13 protein-coding genes are annotated in these 19,079 nt (G+C 72.3%); 9 read left to right on the top strand and 4 right to left on the bottom strand.

The window, feature by feature from the left end:
- Nucleotides 1–3: 3 nt before the first annotated feature.
- The 3 genes from ACFYXA_RS11335 to ACFYXA_RS11325 form a co-directional block, all read right to left on the bottom strand.
- The gene (locus tag ACFYXA_RS11335) at nucleotides 4–1,566 is read right to left on the bottom strand and encodes a sugar ABC transporter ATP-binding protein (protein WP_389030969.1); all 1,563 of its coding nucleotides are present in this window, start codon (nucleotides 1,564–1,566) and stop codon (nucleotides 4–6) included.
- Nucleotides 1,567–1,614: 48 nt separating this feature from the next.
- The gene (locus ACFYXA_RS11330; protein WP_352246886.1) at nucleotides 1,615–2,673 is read right to left on the bottom strand and encodes a sugar ABC transporter substrate-binding protein; all 1,059 of its coding nucleotides are present in this window, start codon (nucleotides 2,671–2,673) and stop codon (nucleotides 1,615–1,617) included.
- 264 nt (nucleotides 2,674–2,937) lie between these two features.
- Entirely contained in the window at nucleotides 2,938–5,487 is a 2,550-nt protein-coding gene (locus tag ACFYXA_RS11325) for a SpoIIE family protein phosphatase (RefSeq protein ID WP_389030965.1), read from the bottom strand.
- A gap of 136 nt (nucleotides 5,488–5,623) precedes the next feature.
- On the opposite strand from ACFYXA_RS11325, the gene ACFYXA_RS11320 reads away from it, so the two are divergent.
- The 3 genes from ACFYXA_RS11320 to ACFYXA_RS11310 all read left to right on the top strand — a co-directional run bounded on the left by ACFYXA_RS11320 (nucleotide 5,624) and on the right by ACFYXA_RS11310 (nucleotide 7,738).
- Nucleotides 5,624–5,872 carry a hypothetical protein gene (locus tag ACFYXA_RS11320; RefSeq protein ID WP_389030962.1) on the top strand — a complete coding sequence of 83 codons (249 nt, stop codon included), beginning with the start codon at nucleotides 5,624–5,626 and terminating at the stop codon, nucleotides 5,870–5,872.
- Between the two features lie 95 nt (nucleotides 5,873–5,967).
- Nucleotides 5,968–6,876 (top strand): trypsin-like serine peptidase, encoded by a 909-nt coding sequence (locus ACFYXA_RS11315; protein ID WP_389030959.1) that lies wholly within the window; start codon nucleotides 5,968–5,970, stop codon nucleotides 6,874–6,876.
- A gap of 37 nt (nucleotides 6,877–6,913) precedes the next feature.
- Entirely contained in the window at nucleotides 6,914–7,738 is an 825-nt protein-coding gene (locus ACFYXA_RS11310; protein WP_389030956.1) for a DUF4344 domain-containing metallopeptidase, read from the top strand.
- Nucleotides 7,739–7,765: 27 nt separating this feature from the next.
- On the opposite strand, the gene ACFYXA_RS11305 is transcribed toward ACFYXA_RS11310, so the two are convergent.
- Nucleotides 7,766–11,434: a LamG-like jellyroll fold domain-containing protein gene (locus tag ACFYXA_RS11305; protein ID WP_389030953.1), complete on the bottom strand. Its 3,669-nt coding sequence runs from the start codon at nucleotides 11,432–11,434 to the stop codon at nucleotides 7,766–7,768.
- A gap of 326 nt (nucleotides 11,435–11,760) precedes the next feature.
- On the opposite strand from ACFYXA_RS11305, the gene ACFYXA_RS11300 reads away from it, so the two are divergent.
- The 6 genes from ACFYXA_RS11300 (at nucleotide 11,761) to ACFYXA_RS11275 (ending at nucleotide 18,917) form a co-directional block, all read left to right on the top strand.
- The gene (locus ACFYXA_RS11300) at nucleotides 11,761–12,777 is read left to right on the top strand and encodes a LacI family DNA-binding transcriptional regulator (protein ID WP_389030950.1); all 1,017 of its coding nucleotides are present in this window, start codon (nucleotides 11,761–11,763) and stop codon (nucleotides 12,775–12,777) included.
- A 423-nt stretch (nucleotides 12,778–13,200) separates the two neighbouring features.
- A complete protein-coding gene (locus tag ACFYXA_RS11295; RefSeq protein ID WP_389030947.1) occupies nucleotides 13,201–14,448 on the top strand; it encodes an extracellular solute-binding protein in 1,248 nt (415 codons plus the stop codon).
- A 20-nt stretch (nucleotides 14,449–14,468) separates the two neighbouring features.
- Entirely contained in the window at nucleotides 14,469–15,452 is a 984-nt protein-coding gene (locus tag ACFYXA_RS11290; RefSeq protein WP_352246894.1) for a sugar ABC transporter permease, read from the top strand.
- Complete coding sequence (locus tag ACFYXA_RS11285; RefSeq protein ID WP_389030943.1) at nucleotides 15,449–16,273, top strand: carbohydrate ABC transporter permease; 825 nt, start codon at nucleotides 15,449–15,451, stop codon at nucleotides 16,271–16,273. Before ACFYXA_RS11290 ends, ACFYXA_RS11285 begins: the two co-directional genes overlap by 4 nt.
- Nucleotides 16,274–16,318: 45 nt before the next feature.
- Complete coding sequence (locus tag ACFYXA_RS11280) at nucleotides 16,319–18,094, top strand: amylo-alpha-1,6-glucosidase (protein WP_389030940.1); 1,776 nt, start codon at nucleotides 16,319–16,321, stop codon at nucleotides 18,092–18,094.
- 184 nt (nucleotides 18,095–18,278) lie between these two features.
- On the top strand, nucleotides 18,279–18,917 hold the full coding sequence (locus tag ACFYXA_RS11275; protein ID WP_352246897.1) for a hypothetical protein: 639 nt from the start codon (nucleotides 18,279–18,281) through the stop codon (nucleotides 18,915–18,917).
- Nucleotides 18,918–19,079: the final 162 nt, after the last annotated feature.

Genomic DNA, 19,079 nt, shown 5'->3' with positions numbered 1-19,079 from the left:
GCCTCAGGCATGCAGGTCCACTCCTTCCATCGCGGCCACGAGGTCGTGGTCGTGCCAGCCGCGGGCCATCTCGGTCGTCACCCGGCCCTGGAACATCACCAGGACCCGGTCGCACATACGCAGGTCGTCGAGTTCGTCGGAGGCGATGAGCACCCCGGTCCCGGTGTCCGCGATCTCCTCGACCTTGCCGAGGAGGAACTCCTTGGAGCGCACGTCCACGCCCGCGGTGGGACTGATCAGGACCAGCAGCCGTGGGTCGTCGGCGAGGGCGCGGGCCATCACGACCTTCTGCTGGTTGCCCCCGGACAGGGCGGAGACGGGCAGATCGGGGCCGGGCGTCTTGATCGCCAGCTTCTCGATCATGACCTCGGCGAGCCGGTCCCGGCGGCCGCGGTCCAGCAGCCCGCCGCGGCCCAGCCGCTTCGGCACGGACAGCGTGGCGTTGTCCGCGATCGACATGTCCGGGACGAAGCCCTGGTGGTGCCGGTCCTGCGGGACGAACCCCGCCCCGGCCGCGAGCGCGGCGGGCACACTGCCCGGCCGGGGCCGCGTCCCCGCGATCTCCACCTCGCCCGCCGCCGCCGAACGCAGCCCCACGACGGTCTCGGCGACCTCGGTGCGTCCGCTGCCGGCCGCCCCCGCCAGCCCGACGATCTCACCGGCGCCGACCCGGAAGCCGACGTCGCCGTAGGACTCGCCGCTCAGCCCGCGCACGCTCAACGCGGCCTCGGCGGCGGGCACATGACTGCTCGCCCGGTCCTCACGCCGGCCGGCGGCAGCCTCGCCGGTCATCGCGGCGACCAGGTCGGTGCGGGGCAGCTGCGCGACCGGCGCGGTCACGATGTGCCGTGCGTCGCGGAACACCGTCACCATGTCGCAGATCTCGTAGACCTCCTGGAGGTGGTGGCTGATGAACAGGAAGGTGACGCCCTGGCGTTGCAGATCGCGGATGCGGTCGAAGAGGCGGTTGATGGCCGCCGCGTCGAGCTGTGCCGTCGGCTCGTCGAGGATGATGAACCGCGCCCCGAAGGACAGCGCCCGGGCGATCTCCACGAACTGCCGCTGCTCCACGTCCAGATCGCCGGCGAGGGTCTGCGGGTCGACGTCCACCGACCATGCGGCCAGCAGGTCCCGGGCGCGGCCGCGTACGCCCCGCCAGCTGATCAGGCGGCCCCGGCCGTGGTCGTGCCGGTTCAGGAAGAGGTTCTCGGCGACGGTCAGCGTGGGGATGACGGTGGACTTCTGGTAGACGCACGCCACCCGTCGCCGCCAGCCGTCGCGGTCGGCGAGCCGCGGCGCCGGGACGCCGCCGAAGGAGACCGTGCCCTCGTCGGGGGCCAGGAGTCCGGTGAGCACGGACACCAGGGTCGACTTGCCGGCCCCGTTGCGGCCGACGAGTGCGTGGGTCTCGCCGGGCCTGATGGTGATCCGTGCGCCGTTCAGGGCCACCGTCGGACCGAATCGTTTGACTATGCCCGCCGCCTCGACGACGGCCGGGTCCACCGGGGCCCGTCCGCCGTCCGCCGGGGCGGACGCGGGGGTGACTTCCCGCTCCCCGTCGCTCATCTCAACCGCCTTGTTCTCCATAGCCGTTGGCTGCCTGATGGGAGCGGGTCAGCCGAGGTTGTTGCCCCACAGGGACTTGTCGTCGCTCTTGAGGCTGGCGACCCCGCCGTAGGTGGCGCCGTCGGCCGTCACGAGCGGCGCGGAGAGCTGGTCCTCCAGCAGTCCGTCACGGACCTGGATGATGGTGCTGTCGTGGTCGGTCCTGCCGGGCTGGAACGTCTTGCCGCCGATCGCCGCCTTCAGGTAGTACAGGGCGTACTTGGCGTAGAGGTCGGCCGGCTGGGACACGGTGGCGTCGATCTTGCCGGCGGCGATGTCCTTCAGCTCCTCGGGGATGCCGTCGTTGGAGACCACGAACACGTGCTTCTCGTCCTGCGGCCCGACCAGCAGGCCCTTCTGCTTGAGCACCTGGAGGGTGCCGGACAGGGCGAAGCTGGACTGCATGTAGACGCCCTTGATGTCCGGGTGGGCGGTCAGGTCGGTCTGGAGCTTCTGCGCGGCGACGGCCCCGTCCCAGTTGGTGGCCTCGCCGAACACCTTGATGTCCGGGTACTCCTTCTTCATGCAGTCGTTGAACGCCTCGGTGCGGTCACGGCCGTTGACGGACGCGAGGTCGCCCTGGAGCATGACGACCTTGCCCTTGCCGCCCAGCTTCGTGCCGAGGAACCGGCAGGCCTTCTCGCCGTAGGCGCGGTTGTCGGCGCGTACGACCATGTAGACCTTGCCGGTGTCGGGGCGGGTGTCCACCGTGACCACCGGGATCTTCTTCGCCTCCAGTTGCGCGAGGGTCGGCGCGATGGCGGCGGTGTCCTGCGGGGCCATCGCCACGCCCTTGACGCCCTGGCTGATGAACGTCTGGGCATCGGCGGTCAGCTTGGCGACGTCGTTCTGCGAGTTGGTGGTCTTCAGGTTCAGGCCCAGCTCCTTGGCGAACTGGGGCGTGTACTTGATGTACGAGTTCCAGAAGTCGGTGTCGGACCGCGGGTAGTCGACGCCCACGAGCGGCTCGCCCGACGACGCGGCTGGGGAGCCGCCGGCGCAGGCGCTGAGCAGCGCCAGGGCGGAGACTACGGAGGCGGTGGAGCAGAGGACTGTTCTGAGTCTCATCGGTACTTCCTCGCGCTGGTCCCGAAGCGGCGTGGTGCACGGTGCGACGGTGGGATGTCGCTCATGGAGAGATGGGATGTTTATAGGGGCAGCGCGGACGGGCTGTCTAGATGTCCGACGGGAGAAGCCCTGAAAAAACGGCACTCGGCTCCCCGGGTGTACCCGGCCTGTACCGCACCCGCCCCTGAATGAATCCCATCAATGCACGGTCTGCGCGTTTCACGTGCGGCTTCGTGCGTACGCGGGCGGCGATCCCCGGCTCGGCTACAGCACGGCGGCGGCCGGTTCGCCGCCGGACAGGGGATGCCTCGCGGGCAGTGGGCCGGAGCTGAGCGCGTCGGTCGTGGGTGCGCCGGCCGGAAGGTCCTGCTCCGCCCAGATGATCTTGCCGTTGTCGGTGTACCGGGTGCCCCAGCGGCGGGCGAGCTGAGCGACCAGGAAGAGACCGCGGCCGCCCTCGTCGGTGGTCCGGGGATGCCTCAGCCTCGGCGAGGTGCTGCTGGCGTCCGACACCTCGACGATCAGGAGCGGCTGGCGCAGCAGCCTGAGCCGGACGGGTCCGGTGGCGTGGCGGATGGCGTTGGTGACCAGCTCGCTGACGATCAGCTCGGTCGTCATGGCCAGCTCGCCCAGGCCCCAGCCGTCCAGGTGGCGCGCGGCCAGGGACCGGGCGGCCGCCACGGCGGCGGGATCGGCGGGGACGTCCCAGGTGACCACCTGCTCGGGGGTCAGCGGGTGGGGCCGGGCGAGCAGCAGCGCCACGTCGTCGGGCTGCGGGCCCGGCAGCAGTCGTCCCACCGCCGCGTCGCACAGTTCCCGCAGGTCCAGACCCGGCTGGGCCAGGGCCTGCCCCAGGCGGGCCATCCCCGCGTCGACGTCCTGGCCGGAGGCCGCGATGAGACCGTCGGTGTACAGGCCGATCGTGCTTCCCTCGGGCACCTCCATATCGGCCGCCTCGAACGGCAGACCGCCCAGGCCCAGCGGCGGGCCGAACGGCAGGTCGGGGAAGCCGGCCGTCCCGTCGGGGCCCACCAGGACGGGCGGCGGGTGCCCGGCGCGGGCGAGTTCGCAGTGCCGGGTGACGGGGTCGTAGACCGCGTACAGGCAGGTCGCGCCGAGCACGGCGGTGCGGGTGGGCTCGTCCTCGGGCTCCTCGTCGGTCAGGCGCAGCACCAGGTCGTCGAGGTGGGCCAGCAGCTCCGCCGGCGGCAGTTCCATGTCGGCGAGCGTGTGCACGGCGGTGCGCAGCCGTCCCATGGCCGCCGCGGCGGTGATGCCGTGCCCGACCACGTCACCGACGACCAGGGCGATCCGCGCGCCCGACAGCGGCAGTACGTCGAACCAGTCGCCACCGACGCCGTCCTTCGCGTCCGCGGGCAGGTAGGCCGAGGCGACCTCCATCACCGGACTGCCGGCGAGGGTCCGCGGCAGCAGGCTGCGCTGCAGCGCGAGGGCCGTGGCGTGTTCCCGGCTGTAGCGGCGGGCGTTGTCGATGCACACCGACGCCCTGGCGACCAGCTCCTGGGCGAGCAGCAGGTCGTCCCGCTCGAAGGAGGCCAGGTTCTCCGACCGCATGAACGTCGCCACGCCCAGAACCGTCTCCCGCGCCCGCAGCGGCACCGAGATGAGCGTGTGCAGACCGAACCGGCGGATGTTGGCGGCCCGTTCCGGCTGCTCGGTCGCCCAGGCCTCGTCCAGCGGGTCGAGGGTCGGTATGAACACGGCCTCGCCGTGGAACATGTGGCTGGCGTCGTACCGCGGGGTCGTGAAGTCGACGGGCTCGGCGATCTGGACGACCGCCTCAGGACAGCCCTCGTGGATCGACCTCATCCCGGCCCGCCGCATCCTCGGCGTGCTCTCGGGCGGCTCGTCCCCGAGGGCGGCGGGGGCCGTGGGCTCGCCGCTGAGCACCGACTCCAGCAGGTCGACGACGACGAAGTCGGCGAAGCGCGGCACGGTGACGTCGGCGAGCTCCTGAGCCGTGCGCATCACGTCCAGGGTGCTGCCGATGCCGGCCCCGGCGTCGTTCATCAGGGCCAGGCGCTGCTGGGCGTTCCAGCGGTCGGTGACGTCCGTGACCATGTAGCACACGCCGGTGATGACGTCCTGCGCGTCCACCAGCGGGAAGAAGGAGGTGGAGTAGGCGTGCCGGCGGTGCGGGTCGGCCCAGCTCCAGCCTTGGTACTCGTAGTCGACCACCGGCACGCGCGTGTCCATCACCCGGCGCATGATCGCCTCGATGGCCTCGGCCTCCAGACCGGGCACCACCTCGCTGAGCCGGCAGCCCATCCGCTGCTCGCGGGGCACCCCGCCGAAGCGTTCCAGGGTGTCGTTCAGCCAGACGTACCGCAGGTCCGGGCTCATGACCGCCATGCCGATCGGGGAGCGGGTCAGGAACCCGTCGAGCACGGACTGGCCGATCGTCCACTCCGGCCGCCGCTCCCGGCCGGAGACGAGGAAGCACTCCTGGCCGGCCAGCCGGAACGCGGCGGAGACCTGCACGGCGACCTCGATCCTCCGGCCGTCGCGGCGGCGGGCCGTCGTCACGCCGCTCCACCCCGGCCCCGTGCGGCACCGCTCGAGGATCCTCGCCGTCCGGGCGCGGTCCTCGGACCCTGCGAACAGGAACGCCCCCGAGCGGCCGACGACCTCCTCCGGTGCGTACCCGAGGAGTTCCTCCACGCCCGGAGTCCAGCCGATGACCTCGCCGGCGGCGGTGACGACGGCGGTCGCCTCCGTCGGCTCGACGGCGCCGGGGCCGCCGATCGCCGACGTCGCCGGCCCGAACGCTTCCTGCCGGTCCGCAGACGCCATGCCTCTCACCACCAGACCCACGAGATCTTCATGATCCCGCCCCCGAAGCGCCCCCGCCAGCGGACGGGCCGCCGTCGACGCCCGGGTCCGGACCGGACTGCTCGCCCCTGCGGCCCCGTTCGGCCAGGGTGGGCCCGTGCCGGGACGACGGAAGAGGAAGCGACAGCAGGAAGACGCCAGGCGACGGTCCCCGACCAACGGACCGGGACGCCGGGAAGCGGTCTTCGAGACGCAGGACGCGGCGGAGTTGCGCGACCACCTGCGCCGCCTGAGCACGGGGGCGGAACCCGTCGACTTGACCACGGTCCGCATCGACAAGGCGTGCGGACGCCCGCCGCAGCCGGCCTTCTACCGCGTGTCCCTCTTCGTCCCCGATCCCACGTGACCCCCACGAAAAGTACCCCCGGCGGATGCACCCCGCCCGCCCGGATGACGTCCTCCCGGGTGATCGCACGATCTTGATCACCCGAGAGGACATCCATGCCGCACACCCCGTCCCGAGGCGTCCGCCGCGCCGTCTCCGGTCTCGCCACCGCCGCCCTGCTGGCCCTGGCCGGACCGCTGGCGGTCCCGGCCGCGCCGGCCGCGGCCGCCGCCGGAACCGGGCAGGTCAGCACGGTCGCCTACACGGCGGCCGAGCAGAGCGCCGCCCTGTCGTACTGGACGCCCGCGCGGATGGCGCAGGCCGGCCGCACCGTAGACCTGGGCGCCACCGGGCCGCTCACCAAGACCTGGACCGGCAAGGCGATCCCCAGCATCGGCCGGCTCTTCTTCGTCAACTCGCGCGGCGACGACAGCTGGTGCACGGCCAGCGCCGTCACCAGCGGCAACCGCTCGGTGATCATGACCGCCGCCCACTGCGCACGCGTCGGCTCGTCGTCCTTCAACACCTTCACCGACATGGTCTTCGCCCCCGGCTACGCCAAGGGCAAGACGCCGTACGGCCGTTACGCCGTCAAGGCGACGATGACACCGCGCTCCTGGGTCGAGAACACGGTCGGCGACGTGGCGGCGATGGTCGTCGCCACCCCGGCCGGCGGCAAGCGGCTCACCGACGCGGTGGGGGAGCAGAAGATCGCCTTCGGCCGCGCGGCCGGCGAGCGGATCGTCACCTTCGGCTACCCGGGGACGACGCCCCAGCGGGGCGAGCAACTCCTGTACTGCGTCGGCACGTCCGCCGTCGCGCCCGAGAACGAGCAGCGCGTCCCCTGCGACCTCGGCGGCGGCGCGAGCGGCGGCCCCTGGCTCGCCGGCTTCGACTCCGCCACCGGCAAGGGCACCCTGGTCTCGGTCAACAGCCACGGCGCGGGCGACGGCGGCTCCCCGATGTACGGCCCGGCCTTCGACAAGACCGCCCAGGCCCTCTACGACACCGCACAGCGCGGCTGAGCGAACGGACCGTCCGGGACCGGGAGTCGGGGGAGCCGTGCGAACGGGAGCGAGAGCACAGGGGAGCCGGGCCACCCTGACGGGCCGGTCGCGCGCGTGGCTGGTGGCGCTGGCCGCCCTGACCGGAGGCGCCGCGTGCGGGAACGCCGCGGTGCCCGGTCCCGGCGCCCAAGACCCGGCCGTCGTGGTCCGGTTCGAGGAACCGGCACCCTCCGACCGGGCGTCCGCCGCCTTCCTGCGGGAGCGCGGACCGGTGACACAGGCCGCCGCCGCGGTCACCGACCTCCTCACGCTGGACCGGCCGGTCCCCCTCGTCGTCCGGTCCTGCGACGGTGACGGCTCCTCCTACGACCCCGAATCCCGCCGGATCGACATCTGCTACGAGGAAGTCTCCGAAGCGCAGGCCCTGTTCGCGCGGGCCGGGCGGCAGGACACGGACGACGCGGTCGCGGCGGTGCTCCAGGAGACGGTCTTCCACGAGACCGCCCACGCCGTCGTCGACGCCCTCGACGTGCGGACGACGGGCCGGGAGGAGGACTTCGCCGACCAGTTCGCCGCCCTGATGCTGCTGCGGCAGGGCGCCGCAGGGGAGCGGCGCCTGCGCGCCGCCGCCGATGCGTGGAGCCTGCTGGCTGCGACGGCCGAGAACGCCGACGGCGACGCCGAGGACGAGCATTCCCCGGACCGGGAGCGTGCCGTCAGCGCGTTCTGCCACCTCTACGGCTCCGCTCCCGGCCGGCATCAGGACCTGGTACGCCCGGACGTCCTCCCCCTCGCCCGTGCCCGAGGCTGCGCCGAGGAGTGGGCCGCCGTCCGCGACACCTGGCTGAAGGCGCTCGGGCCCGCGCTGCGCGAGGGATGAGGACGGCCGCCGTGCCCGCGGATCACCTCACCGCACCTCCTTCGCGAACGGCGTGACGGTGATGCGGTCGATCAGGGGTGCGTAGCGGGAGCGGAGCAGGACCCCGGGGAAGGTGTCCGAGGCGTATGTCGTGCCGTCGAAGTTCGGCAGTTCCTCGCCCCGGAAGACGAGCGTGTTCCGTCCCTTTCCGAGCTGGACCGGGACGGTCAGCTCCCAGAAGTTGTTCTGGTGGAAGGTGTGCGGGAAGCCCACGCGCCGTGTCGCGCCGCCGTTGACGGTGAGGTCGGCGTAACGGGCCAGCGGGTCCGGGTTGTAGTGGGTGGCCGGGGACTGCTCGGGGTTGGAGTAGCGGATGCGCAGCGCGTGCAGACCGGCCTTGTCCGCGGTGACGGTGAACGTGGCCGTGTTGCCGTTGCCCGGGTCGCCGCCGACGCCGGTGATCGCGCTGCCCTTCGTGGCGAGCGAGAGCGGGATCAGCGTCGCCGAGCCGGCGAGCCGCGCGTCCTGAGCCTCGTACGTCCGTGAGCCGAGCACGCCGTCGGTGGGCGTGACCGTCAGCCGGTCGACGAGCGTGGCGGACGAACCTCCCGTCAACGTGACCTTGTTGACGCCGCCGGAGAGCGAAACCGCCACGCTGGTCCGGCTCTTGGCCGGCCGCAGCACCTCATGCCCGTTGACGGAGAGCCGGGCGCCCTTGCCGCCGTCCAGGGTGTCGACCCGGAGCGTGGCCTCGCGGTCGGCGGGGGAGTACACCCAGAACGTGGCGCTCTGGTCCCGCGCGATCAGGGCCCCGCCCGAGCCGGTGGCGGGCCTGTCGGCCTTCTCCGGCAGGTCGTAGACGGGCCGTGCTCCGCCGCCCAGCCAGGCGAGTTCGCCCTCGTACACCCGCGTGTCCGCGGACGCCTCGGGAAGAGCGAGGGTGACACGGTCGACGATGGCGTCGCCCTTCGTGGCGCGGCTCCCGTCGGCGCTCCTCGCGGCGAGGGTCAGGGTGTGCCTGCCCTCGGTGAGCCGCACCTTGGTGTCGGTGTGGTCCCACACCACCCACTTGTAGCCGAGCGGCAGATGCAGTTCCTGCTCGCTGTCCGCCTGCCCGTCCACCCGCAGGAACACGTTGGTGGGGCCCTGCTCGGCGACCTTGTCATAGGTGTTGAGGGAGTTGGCGAAGACGCTCAGGTCGTACACGCCGTCCTCGGGGACGTCCACGGCGAAGTCGAGCGTGAGGTCGGAGCCGGTGCGCAGGCCGCCCACGTCGTAGCCGCCGGAGGTGTAGAACTTCGACACGTCCCGCGGGGAGCCCTCCGGGCCGTTCTTCGAACGGCCGGACCCGGTGTGGGCGGCGTCCTCCGCCTCGTACGACCCCTTCCAGCGCACGGGCGCGGCCTGCGCCGCCTTCGCCGAACCGGCCGGGCTGAGGACGATCTCGTACGCGGAGGACTCCTCCAGCGCGGGCAGCGCCCCGTCACCGAAATCGACCACCACAGCGCCGTCCTGATCGACCGTCAAGTTCGTTTCCTTGAGCAGCTTCGGGCCGGTGGAGTCGCCGACCTGCCCGGTCCACTCGATCTCGCGGACCCAGGCGTGGACGCGGTCACCGAAGAGCTCGCGCGGAACGCCCGCGAAGGTGATGTGCCCCTTGCCGGTGGAGCCGCCGAAGATCAGCCGCGCCTGCCTCTTCGCCGCGTCGAGCGTGGCCACGCCCTGCATGGTGTAGTTCTCGCCGGGGAACGGCGGGGTCACCCGCACCGTGTGGCCGCTCATCGAGGCGTACGAGTTCAGCAGCCACCACTGGCCGTTGCCGCGGTTGGACTGCACGGCGGAGTCGGAGAGGTTGCCGTCGATGTTCCAGTACGCGATGTCGGCGTCCACCTTGGACTCCTCGATCGCGGACACCCACTGGATCATCTGACCCGGCACGGAGGTGTGGTAGTTGAAGGCGTACTCGTTGATGTTGACGGGCAGCCGGCTGCCTTCCCTGTCCGTCCCCTCGAACAACTCCCGCTCCCACGCCCGGTACTTGGCGACGCTGTCGCGTACCGCCTCCGGGTGGCTCAGCTCGTGCCAGGTGATGACGTCCGGGAGGGTGCCGGCGGCCAGGGCGTGGGAGAGGAAGCCCTTCACCTGGTCGTAGAGGATGCTGGTGTTGGGCCCGGCGATCCGGGCGGCGGGCATCCTGTCCTTGACGATCCGGTAGGAGCTGTCCCAGGCGGCGAAGTAGTCGTCGGGGTCGTCGAGCCAGCTGACCTTGTCGTAACTCCACTGTCCGGTACCGAACATGTTGCCCTCGGGCTCGTTGAACGGCACGAAGACGATGTTGTCCTGGTACTCCGCAGGCAGTTTCAGCACATGGTCGACCTGCTTGGCGATCTTCTCCTGGTAGAGCCTCAGCTTCTCCGCGGGGGTGCCGCCGGGCCACTCGTACGGGAAGCCGCGGTGGATGTCGGTCATGTAGATGTACACGTCGCCGTCGGTGGAGTCGGCCAGCGGCCTCACCACCTCCAGCGCGTCCGCCCCCGGATGCTGCGGGCCGTCCTGCGCCTTGGTGGAGACCGTGCGCAGGCCCATCCCCTCGATGAGGTTGCCGGTCGGGACGTCCGGCCCGTACACCCCGTACAGCGTGCCGGACGCGCCGCCGTGGAACGCGCCGGTGTCCGAGCCGAGGTCGACGGTCAACTGCCCCTCGCGGACCACCGTGACGGACGCCTCCACCGCCCGCCCCGCCGCCGTCCCCGCCACGCCGAACGTGCCGGGCCGCGCGTACTTCTCCGGCGGCACGGCGTCCCAGACGACGGGCGTGTCACGGTCGTAGCCGTCGGAGAACGACGCGCGGACCGATGCCGGCAGCGAGGGAGCCGTACCGGCCGTCGTACGGACCGCGAACGACGTCCGCGAGAGCTCCCGGAGCCCGGGCGGGTTCGCGACCGTGCCGGCGACCTGCTCGGGGGTGAGCGCCGCGTGCCAGACCGTGAAGTCGTCGATCGCGCCCTTGAGCAGCGGGTCCGGGTAGAAGGACCTGCCGATGTATCCGGCGGCCGCGGCCGAACCGTCCAGCAGGTCACCGGCCTTGACGGTCGTCGCGGCGGAGGACACCGCCACACCGTCGAGATAGGTCGTGACCCGGCCCGCGGAGGCGTCGAGAGTGACGGTGACCGTCCGCCAGGCGCCGGCCGGCAGCGCCGCGTACCCGGAGACCCGGGCCTCCCCGCCCCCTCCGCCGGTGGTCACCGCCGTGCGCAGGACACCACCGTCGTGGGACGGGGTGGTGAACAGGTACTTGCCGGTGCCGGTGCCGAGATCGAAGATCCGCTGCCAGGGCGACCGGTCGTCGCCCCACTGCACCCGGGCGGACACCGTCAGGTCGGTGGCGTCCGCGAGGACCCCGCGCGGCAGCCGGACGTACGCCCCGTCGGAGGTGGGCGCGCCGCCGGGCAGGGCGAGCGCCCTGCCGCCGTCCATGCCCTCGACGGACCGTGCGGTGGCCCCGTTCACCAGGCTCGCCGTCAGGCCGTTGCCGGAGCTGTCGACGATCCTTCCCGAGGCGAGGTCGTCCTGGTCGAAGGTGTAGCGGACCGTGGGCGGGGGCGCGCCGGCCGCCTGCGCGGGGACGGCCGGGGCGGCCAGCACCCCCGCGCCGAGAGCCATGGCCACGGCGGCCGGTGCCTTCCGGCGGCGGGCGGAACTGTCAGCGGATGACATGGAGTGCGTCCTCAATCCTTTGAGCAACGGGTCCGGCCGGCCCGCGGGGCCGGCCGCGCATCGGCGTGCCGCCGTCGGCGAGGAGGGTTCCGGGGCCGCCGGAACGATCACTTCATCGAACCGGTTCGCTGGAAGCTAGCACCCGGGAAAATCCCTCAGCAATACCCCGGACACGAGCCGAGTCCGGTGGTGGAGCGCTCTCGGCAAGATGCGGGGGGAGTGCTGTCGCGGATGTTGACAGCCGCCCGGCTTGTTCCTACGTTCACTTCACGCGAACCGGTTCGACGGCCGGTCGCGGACGAACCGGTGCGACGAAGGAGTCATCCGTGAACATCGGTGAGATCGCCCGGCGGGCCGGTGTCTCGCGGAGCACCGTGTCCTACGCGCTGAGCGGCAAACGCCCCGTGTCGGACGGCACCCGGCGGAAGATCCAGCGGGTCATCGACGAGCTGGGCTACCGGCCCAACGCGAGCGCCCGCGCCCTCGCCAACGGCCGGACCAGCACGATCGGCCTGGTCTTCCCGCCGGCTGGCGACCACTACACCGGAATGCAACTGGATTTCATCGGCAGCGTCGTGGAAGCCGCCGCGGCCCGCGACTACGACGTGCTGCTGTCCCCGAGCGGCGTCGACAGCGACCGCTCGTTCCAGCGGATGCTGGGGGAGCGGCGCGTCGACGGCGCCATCCTCATGGAGATCAGGCTGGAGGACGACCGGGCCGACCACCTGGCCGCCCTGGACTTCCCCTCCGTCACCATCGGCCGCACCGCCCGCCCCGAGGGCGGCTGGTGGGTGAGCCTCGACCACACCGCGCTCGCGGCGGCCTGCGTCCACCACCTCGCCGACCTCGGCCACCGCACGGTCGCCCTCGTCAACCGGCCCGAGCAACTCCTGCGGGCCGGATACGAGTCGGCGCACCGCGGCCTGGACGGCTTCACCAAGGCCGCGGCCGAACGCGGGCTGACGGTACGTACGTACACCTGCGGGGACGACGCCGCGTCGGGCCAGGCGTGCGTGGAGCGGATCCTGCGGGACGACCCGGCCACCACCGGTCTGGTCACCCTGAACGAGGCCGCCCTCGGCGGTCTGTACCGGGGGCTCGCCAGGGCGGGCCGCCATGTGCCGCGCGACTTCTCCGTCACCGGAGTCGTCGCCGGCCGGTGGGCGGAGACGGTCACCCCGCAGCTCACCGCGGCGGACGTGCCGGCGCGGGAGCTCGGCCGCCGCGCCGTCGACCTCCTCGTCGAACGGCTCGACCACCCCGACGCACCGCCCCGGCACCACCTCCTCACCCCGCCCATCTCACTGCGGGGCAGCACCGGCCCCGCCGCCGGCACGGCCTGAGACCCGAAGTCCGCACGACGCCCGACTCCCCTCCGAGCCCCGCGGCCTCACACCGCGCCTCGCATCCGCGCCGCGAGGACAGACCGCACAGCCGGCTCCATGCCCTCGGTTCCGGGGCCGGCCCACAGCCCTACTGCCTCCGCTCCGGGCCGACTCCACAACCACCGCCACCGCTTCGGGGGCCGACTCACAGCCACGGCCGCCGCTTCGGGGGCCGACTCACAGCCACCGCCACCGCTTCGGGGGCCGACTCACAGCCACCGCCACCGCTTCGGGGGTCGACTCACAGCCACCGCCACCGCTTCGGGGGCCGACCGCACAGCCCTACGGCACCCCCTGCCCCCGCCGCGGTTCGCCGCGCCCTCCTCCTGCCGTCCGTCACCCTCCCGCGGCACATCCGTGCCCAGAAGTGAAGGATCCGCCATGCCCAGCACTTCCGGACAGCGCCGTCTGACCGCCGCCGCCCTGACCCTCCTGACAGTGGCCGCCGGCGCCACCGCCTGTTCCTCCGGCTCGGGCGCCGCCGGGTCGAAGAACGCCGACAGCGGCACGTACACCGTCTGGGACCCCTACCCGCAGTTCGCCAAGGGGTCGGCCTGGACGCGGTTGCTGGACCGGTGCGGCGCCCAGGCCGGCGTGAAGGTCAAGCGGACCGCCTTCGACACCGGCGACCTGGCCAACAAGACCCTGCTGGCGGCCCAGCAGGGCAACTCGCCCGACGTCCTCATCGTCGACAACCCCGTGGTGTCGACCCTGGCCGAGGCGGGCGTGCTCACCACCACCGACGACAACAAGCTGGACACCTCGAAGGTGGACCCCAACCTGCTCGCCGCGGGCCGGGCGGGCGGCAAGACGTACGGCACGCCGATCGGCGCCAACACCCTCGCCCTCTACTACAACAAGAAGGTGCTGGAGGAGGCCGGGGTGGACATCGCCTCGGTCAAGGACTGGAAGTCGCTGACGGCCGCGCTGGAGAAGGTCGAGAAGGCGGGCAAGAAGGGCATCACCTTCTCGGCGATCGGCACGGAGGAGGGCAGCTTCCAGTTCCTGCCCTGGTTCTGGGGCTCGGGCGCGAAACTCACCGAACTCGACTCCGCCCGGGCCGTGTCCGCCCTGTCGCTGTGGAAGGACTGGCTGAAGAGCGGCTACGCCCCCAACTCCGTGCTCAACAACACCCAGACGACCAGCTGGCAGGAGTTCGCCAGTGGCGACTACGCCTTCGCGGAGAACGGAACCTGGCAGCTCGCGGCCGCCCACAAGACCGGCTTCGAGTACGGCGTCCTGCCCGTCCCCGCCCAGACCGGCGGCGCCGCGGCGGCCCCGACCGGCGGCGAGTTCGTCACCCTGCCGGTCCAGGGCGACACCGCCCGCTACGCCGCCTCGCGGAAACTGGTGACCTGCCTGACCAGCTCCGACAACCTCTACGACACCGACACGACCCTGTCGTACGTGGCGCCCACCGGCGAGGTCCAGGACAAGCAGGTCGCGGCGAACGCCGAACTGAAGCCGTGGGTGCAGGCCGTCAAGGGAGCCAGGGGCCGCACCAGCGACGACCTGGGCACCCGCTACCCCAAGATCTCCGAGCAGATGTGGAAGGCCGTCCAGTCCGCGCTCAGCGGCGCCCGGTCGCCGAAGGACGCGCTGGCCGAGGCCCAGTCGGCCGTCAAGTGATCCGGGATCGCGGCCCCAGGATGAACCACACGACACAGCTGCCGCGACGACGGCCCGCACACCGTCCCACCGAGGCGGCCACCGCCGCCCCGACCCGGGCACGGACGCGACCCCCGCGACGCCCCGCCTCCCCCCAGTGGACCGCCTGGGCCTTCCTCACCCCGGTGACCCTCTACCTGGCCTGCTTCTACGCCTATCCGCTCTACCGCAACCTCGACCTCAGCCTGCGCGACTACACCGTCCGCTCCTTCGTCCAGGGCGACGCGCCCTTCACCGGGCTGGACAACTACCGCAAGGTCCTCGCCGACCCGACCTTCGCGCCGGCCCTGCTGCACACCGTCGTCTTCACCGCCGTGTGCCTGGTCTTCCAGTACGCCATCGGACTGGCCCTAGCCGTCTTCTTCCACCAGCACTTCCGGCTCTCCGCCACCCTGCGCGCCCTGTTCCTGGTGCCCTGGCTGCTGCCGCTGATCGTGTCGGCCTCCACCTGGTCGTGGATGCTCAACAGCGACTCCGGCATCGTCAACGCCGCCCTGCACGCCGTGGGCGTCGGCCCGGTCGACTGGCTCACCTCGCCGACCTGGTCGCTGACCTCGGTGATCATCGCGAACATCTGGATCGGCGTCCCCTTCAACCTGGTCGTGCTCCACAGCGGCCTGCAGTCCGTCCCCGCGGCGCTGTACGAGGCCGCGGCCCTCGACGGGGCGAACGCGTGGCAGCGCTTCTGGCGCATCACCTTCCCGCTGCTGCGCCCGGTCTCGGCGATCACCCTGCTGCTCGGACTCGTGTACACGCTCAAGGTCTTCGACATCATCTGGATCATGACCAAGGGCGGCCCCGCGGACGCCTCCACCACCTTCGCCACCTGGTCCTACCGGCTCGGCTTCGGCAACCTCCTGCCCGCCTTCGGCCCGGGCGCGGCCGTCGGGAACCTGCTCGTCGTCGCCGCCCTCGTCTTCGGGCTGATCCACCTCCGCATCCAGCGAAAGCAGGCGCTGTCATGAACCGAGGCCCCGGCCGCACGGGATGGAAGACCGCCGTCGGCCTGCTGCTGACCGGGATCATGCTCTTCCCGGTCTACTGGATGATCAACGTGTCCCTCACCCGCGACCAGGACATGCGCAAGAGCCCGCCCGACCTGCTGCCCCTGCACGGCACCCTGGCCGGCTACCGCACCGTCCTCGACGAGCAACTGCCCTACCTCGCCACCAGTCTCGTCGTCGCCCTCGGCACCGTCGCGCTGACCGTGGCCCTCGCCGCACCCGCCGGCTACGCCCTGGCCAGACTGCGCCCACGCGGCGGCGGTCTGCTCAGCTTCCTCCTGCTGGCCGCGCAGATGATCCCCGGCATCATCATGGCGATGGGCTTCTACGCCGTCTACCTCCGGCTCGGCCTGCTCCAGTCCGTCCCCGGCCTCATCGTCGCCGACTCCACCCTGGCCGTCCCGTTCGCGGTCCTGATCTTCACCGCGTTCATGTCCGGCATCCCCGGCGAACTGCTCCAGGCCGCGCAGATGGACGGAGCGAGAGCCGGGCGCGTCTTCTGGTCCGTCGTCCTGCCCATGAGCCGCAACGCCGTCGTCACGGTCTCGCTCTTCGCCTTCCGGTGGTCCTGGTCCGACTTCGTCTTCGCCAACACCCTCGTCAACGGCGGCGCCCACGAGCCGATCACGCTCGGCGTCTACCACTACATCGGCAACAACAACCAGGAGTGGAACGCCATCATGGCCACCGCCGTCGTCGCCTCACTGCCCGCCGCGGTGATCCTCGTCCTCGCCCAGCGCTACGTGGCCGCCGGAGTGACCACCGGCGCCGTCAAGGACTGAGCCGCCCACCGTGCCCCGCCCCCGCTCGAGAAACGAGTCAGCGCCATGACCGCCGCCCCGTCCGGCCCGGCCTTCTCCGTCCACGACATCCCGTTCAGCACACACGGCTCCTGGTTCGGCATCTCACCCGTGCTGGCGGAGAAGACCCGCGCCGAGGACCTCCACCTCGTCTCGCACCAGAACGGCATGCACGCCGTCCTGCGCCTCGTCCCCCTCGACCCGGCCACCGCAGGGCGGGCGCACACCGATGTGCGGGCGACCCCGAGCCTGCTCACCTGGACCGGTGCGGGCGGCCGCATCGACCTCGCCTACGCCTCGCCCGACACCGTACGCGTGCGCGGCGAAGGGCTCGGCCTGCGCGTCACCGCGGCGGCGCGGACCCTCACCCCCTTCAGCGGGACCTACTTCTTCCGGGACCCGGTCGACGGCGCCCACACGTTCACCTCCTACGAGACCGGCCGCCGCTACCGCATCACCGTGCTGTCCGGCGCGGTCGCCGAGGTGTCCGGCTCCCAAGCCCTCGGCGCCGGCGACCGCGGTCTCACGGTCACCGCCGAGTCCGGCGGCCCGTGGGAGATCGCGGTCGAGGAACTGGACAGCGCACGACCGCCCCACCGCCCGTCGGCGACGTTCGCCGAGATCACGGAGACCGCCCGGCGGTCTTTCGCCGAGTTCGCCGACGCGGTCGCCCCCTGGCGCTCGGCCGACACCCCGGCAGCCGAACTCGCCGCCTACGTGGTGTGGTCCGCGACCGTGGCCCCGGCGGGACTGGTCACCCGGCCCGCCGTACTGATGTCCAAGCACTGGATGGACAAGGTCTGGAGCTGGGACCACTGCTTCAACGCCCTCGCCCTGGCCCCCGGTTGCCCCGGGCTCGCCTGGGACCAGTTCGCCCTGCCCTTCGACCACCAGGACGAGACGGGGGCGCTGCCCGACTCCGTCACCCACTCCGAGGTCCTGTACAACTTCGTCAAACCGCCCATCCACGGCTGGGCCCTGCGCGGCCTGCGCGACCGGCTCCCCGCGCCCCTCGGTCCGGCCGAACTGACCGAGGCGTACGGCAGGCTGGCGCGCTGGACCGACTTCTGGCTCACCGCGCGGCGCGCACCCTCCGCCGCCCTCCCGCACTACCAGCACGGCAACGACAGCGGCTGGGACAACGCCACCACCTTCGACCCCGCCCGCGTGGCCGTCACCGCCGACCTCGCCGCCGTGCTGATCCTCCAGCTGGACGAACTGTCTTCCATGGCAGCGGAGTTGGGATTCCACGACGAAGCCGGGCGTCGCGCCGGGACGGCCGACGCCCTCCAGGCCGCCCTGGTGGAGGAGTTGTGGGACGGCGAACGGTTCACCAGCCGCCCGGCCGACGGCGGACCCCCCTCCTACAGCGCCGGCCTGCTCGACCTGATGCCCGTCGTGCTCGGCGACCGCCTTCCCCCGGAGGTCCGCGACCGGCTCGCCGAGCGGATCGAGACCCATCTCACCGAGTTCGGCCTGGCGACCGAACAACCGGGCTCCCCTCACTACGAGTCCGACGGCTACTGGCGCGGCCCGATCTGGGCGCCGGCCACGGTCCTCGTCGAGGACGGCCTGCGCCGCGCCGGCCACGAACGCCTCGCCGACGAGATCAGCGCCCGCTTCCGCGCCCTGTGCGAAACCTCCGGCTTCGCCGAGAACTTCGACGCCCTGACCGGCCAGGGCCTCCGCGACCGCGCCTACACCTGGACCGCGAGCAGCTACCTCCTGCTGGCCCGCGACCACTGCCGGCGCCGAGAGGCCCGGGCGGGGGAGCGGACGGTGCAGGGAACCGGCGCGAAGTGACGAACACCGAGAGGTGAGGCGGGCACCGAGAGGTGAGGCGGGCGCCTGCACACCCTCCGCCCCAAGCGGATCCGGACGGCCGGGAGGCTCACCCGTACAGGTGAGCCTTCGATCGGACGTTCGCGTGGGGAAGTTTTTCCGTTCAGGAACGCCGACCCGACATCTCACGGACGATGGTCACGTCATGAGCCCGCACGCATGCCTCCTCACCCGGCCGAGCCGCCCGCTGCCCAGCGGAGCGGCCCGGACCCGAGTGCTGGGGGCCGCTTCCTTCGCGGCGCTGGCGACACCCCTGGCAGCCGCCGGACACCACCTGGCGTTCGCGAGCACGGCCCCCGTCGCAGGACACCTCGCCGTGGCGATCGTGCTCTTCGTGGGCCGTCTGCTGCGCCCGCCCAGGGAACGGTCCCTCGCCGCGGATCTCGGAGCCATGCTTCTCGCGCAGGCGTCCGCCTGCTGCTGGCTGGCGTGTCTCAGCGACCCCACCCCCGCGGCCGCCGCGCTGCACGGGGAGATGGGAGCGGCCCTCTACCTGGTGATGACGCTGGTGACCACCGGCGCCCTGCGCGCCGCCGCGCCCTCCGGGCCGCCGCTGTCCGTCAGGATGCAGGAAGCGCTGAGAGCCTTCGCCCACCGGCTCTGCGCCCTGGCGTCCGCACGGACCCCGGCACCCGGCGCCCGGAGCGGCCCGCTCACCGGCGCCGGCGGCGACCGCCACGACACGCCCGTTCCCGAGGCGCTGCCGACCGGTGCGGCGGCACGTCGGGGCCCTCCCCCGAAGCACAGCGCGTCCGCACCACCCGGGCAGGTCACCGAGCGCTGACCGCGCCCGTCCTGCCGCGAGCGACTCCGCACACCGCCGAGCCCCTCGGCGTCTGCCGGCGTTCCCCCGTGCTCGACACGGGGCACCCTCGCGCGCCCGCAGCCGCCCTCGGCGGCGGCCGCCGGCGCACCTCCCCCGGCGAAGCCGCACCACTCGCTCTGC

This window comes from Streptomyces sp. NPDC002566 (genome assembly GCF_042889585.1).
Lineage (GTDB): Bacteria > Actinomycetota > Actinomycetes > Streptomycetales > Streptomycetaceae > Streptomyces.
Note: the sequence above shows the minus strand (reverse complement) of the source record. Positions and strands in the feature narration are given on the sequence as shown.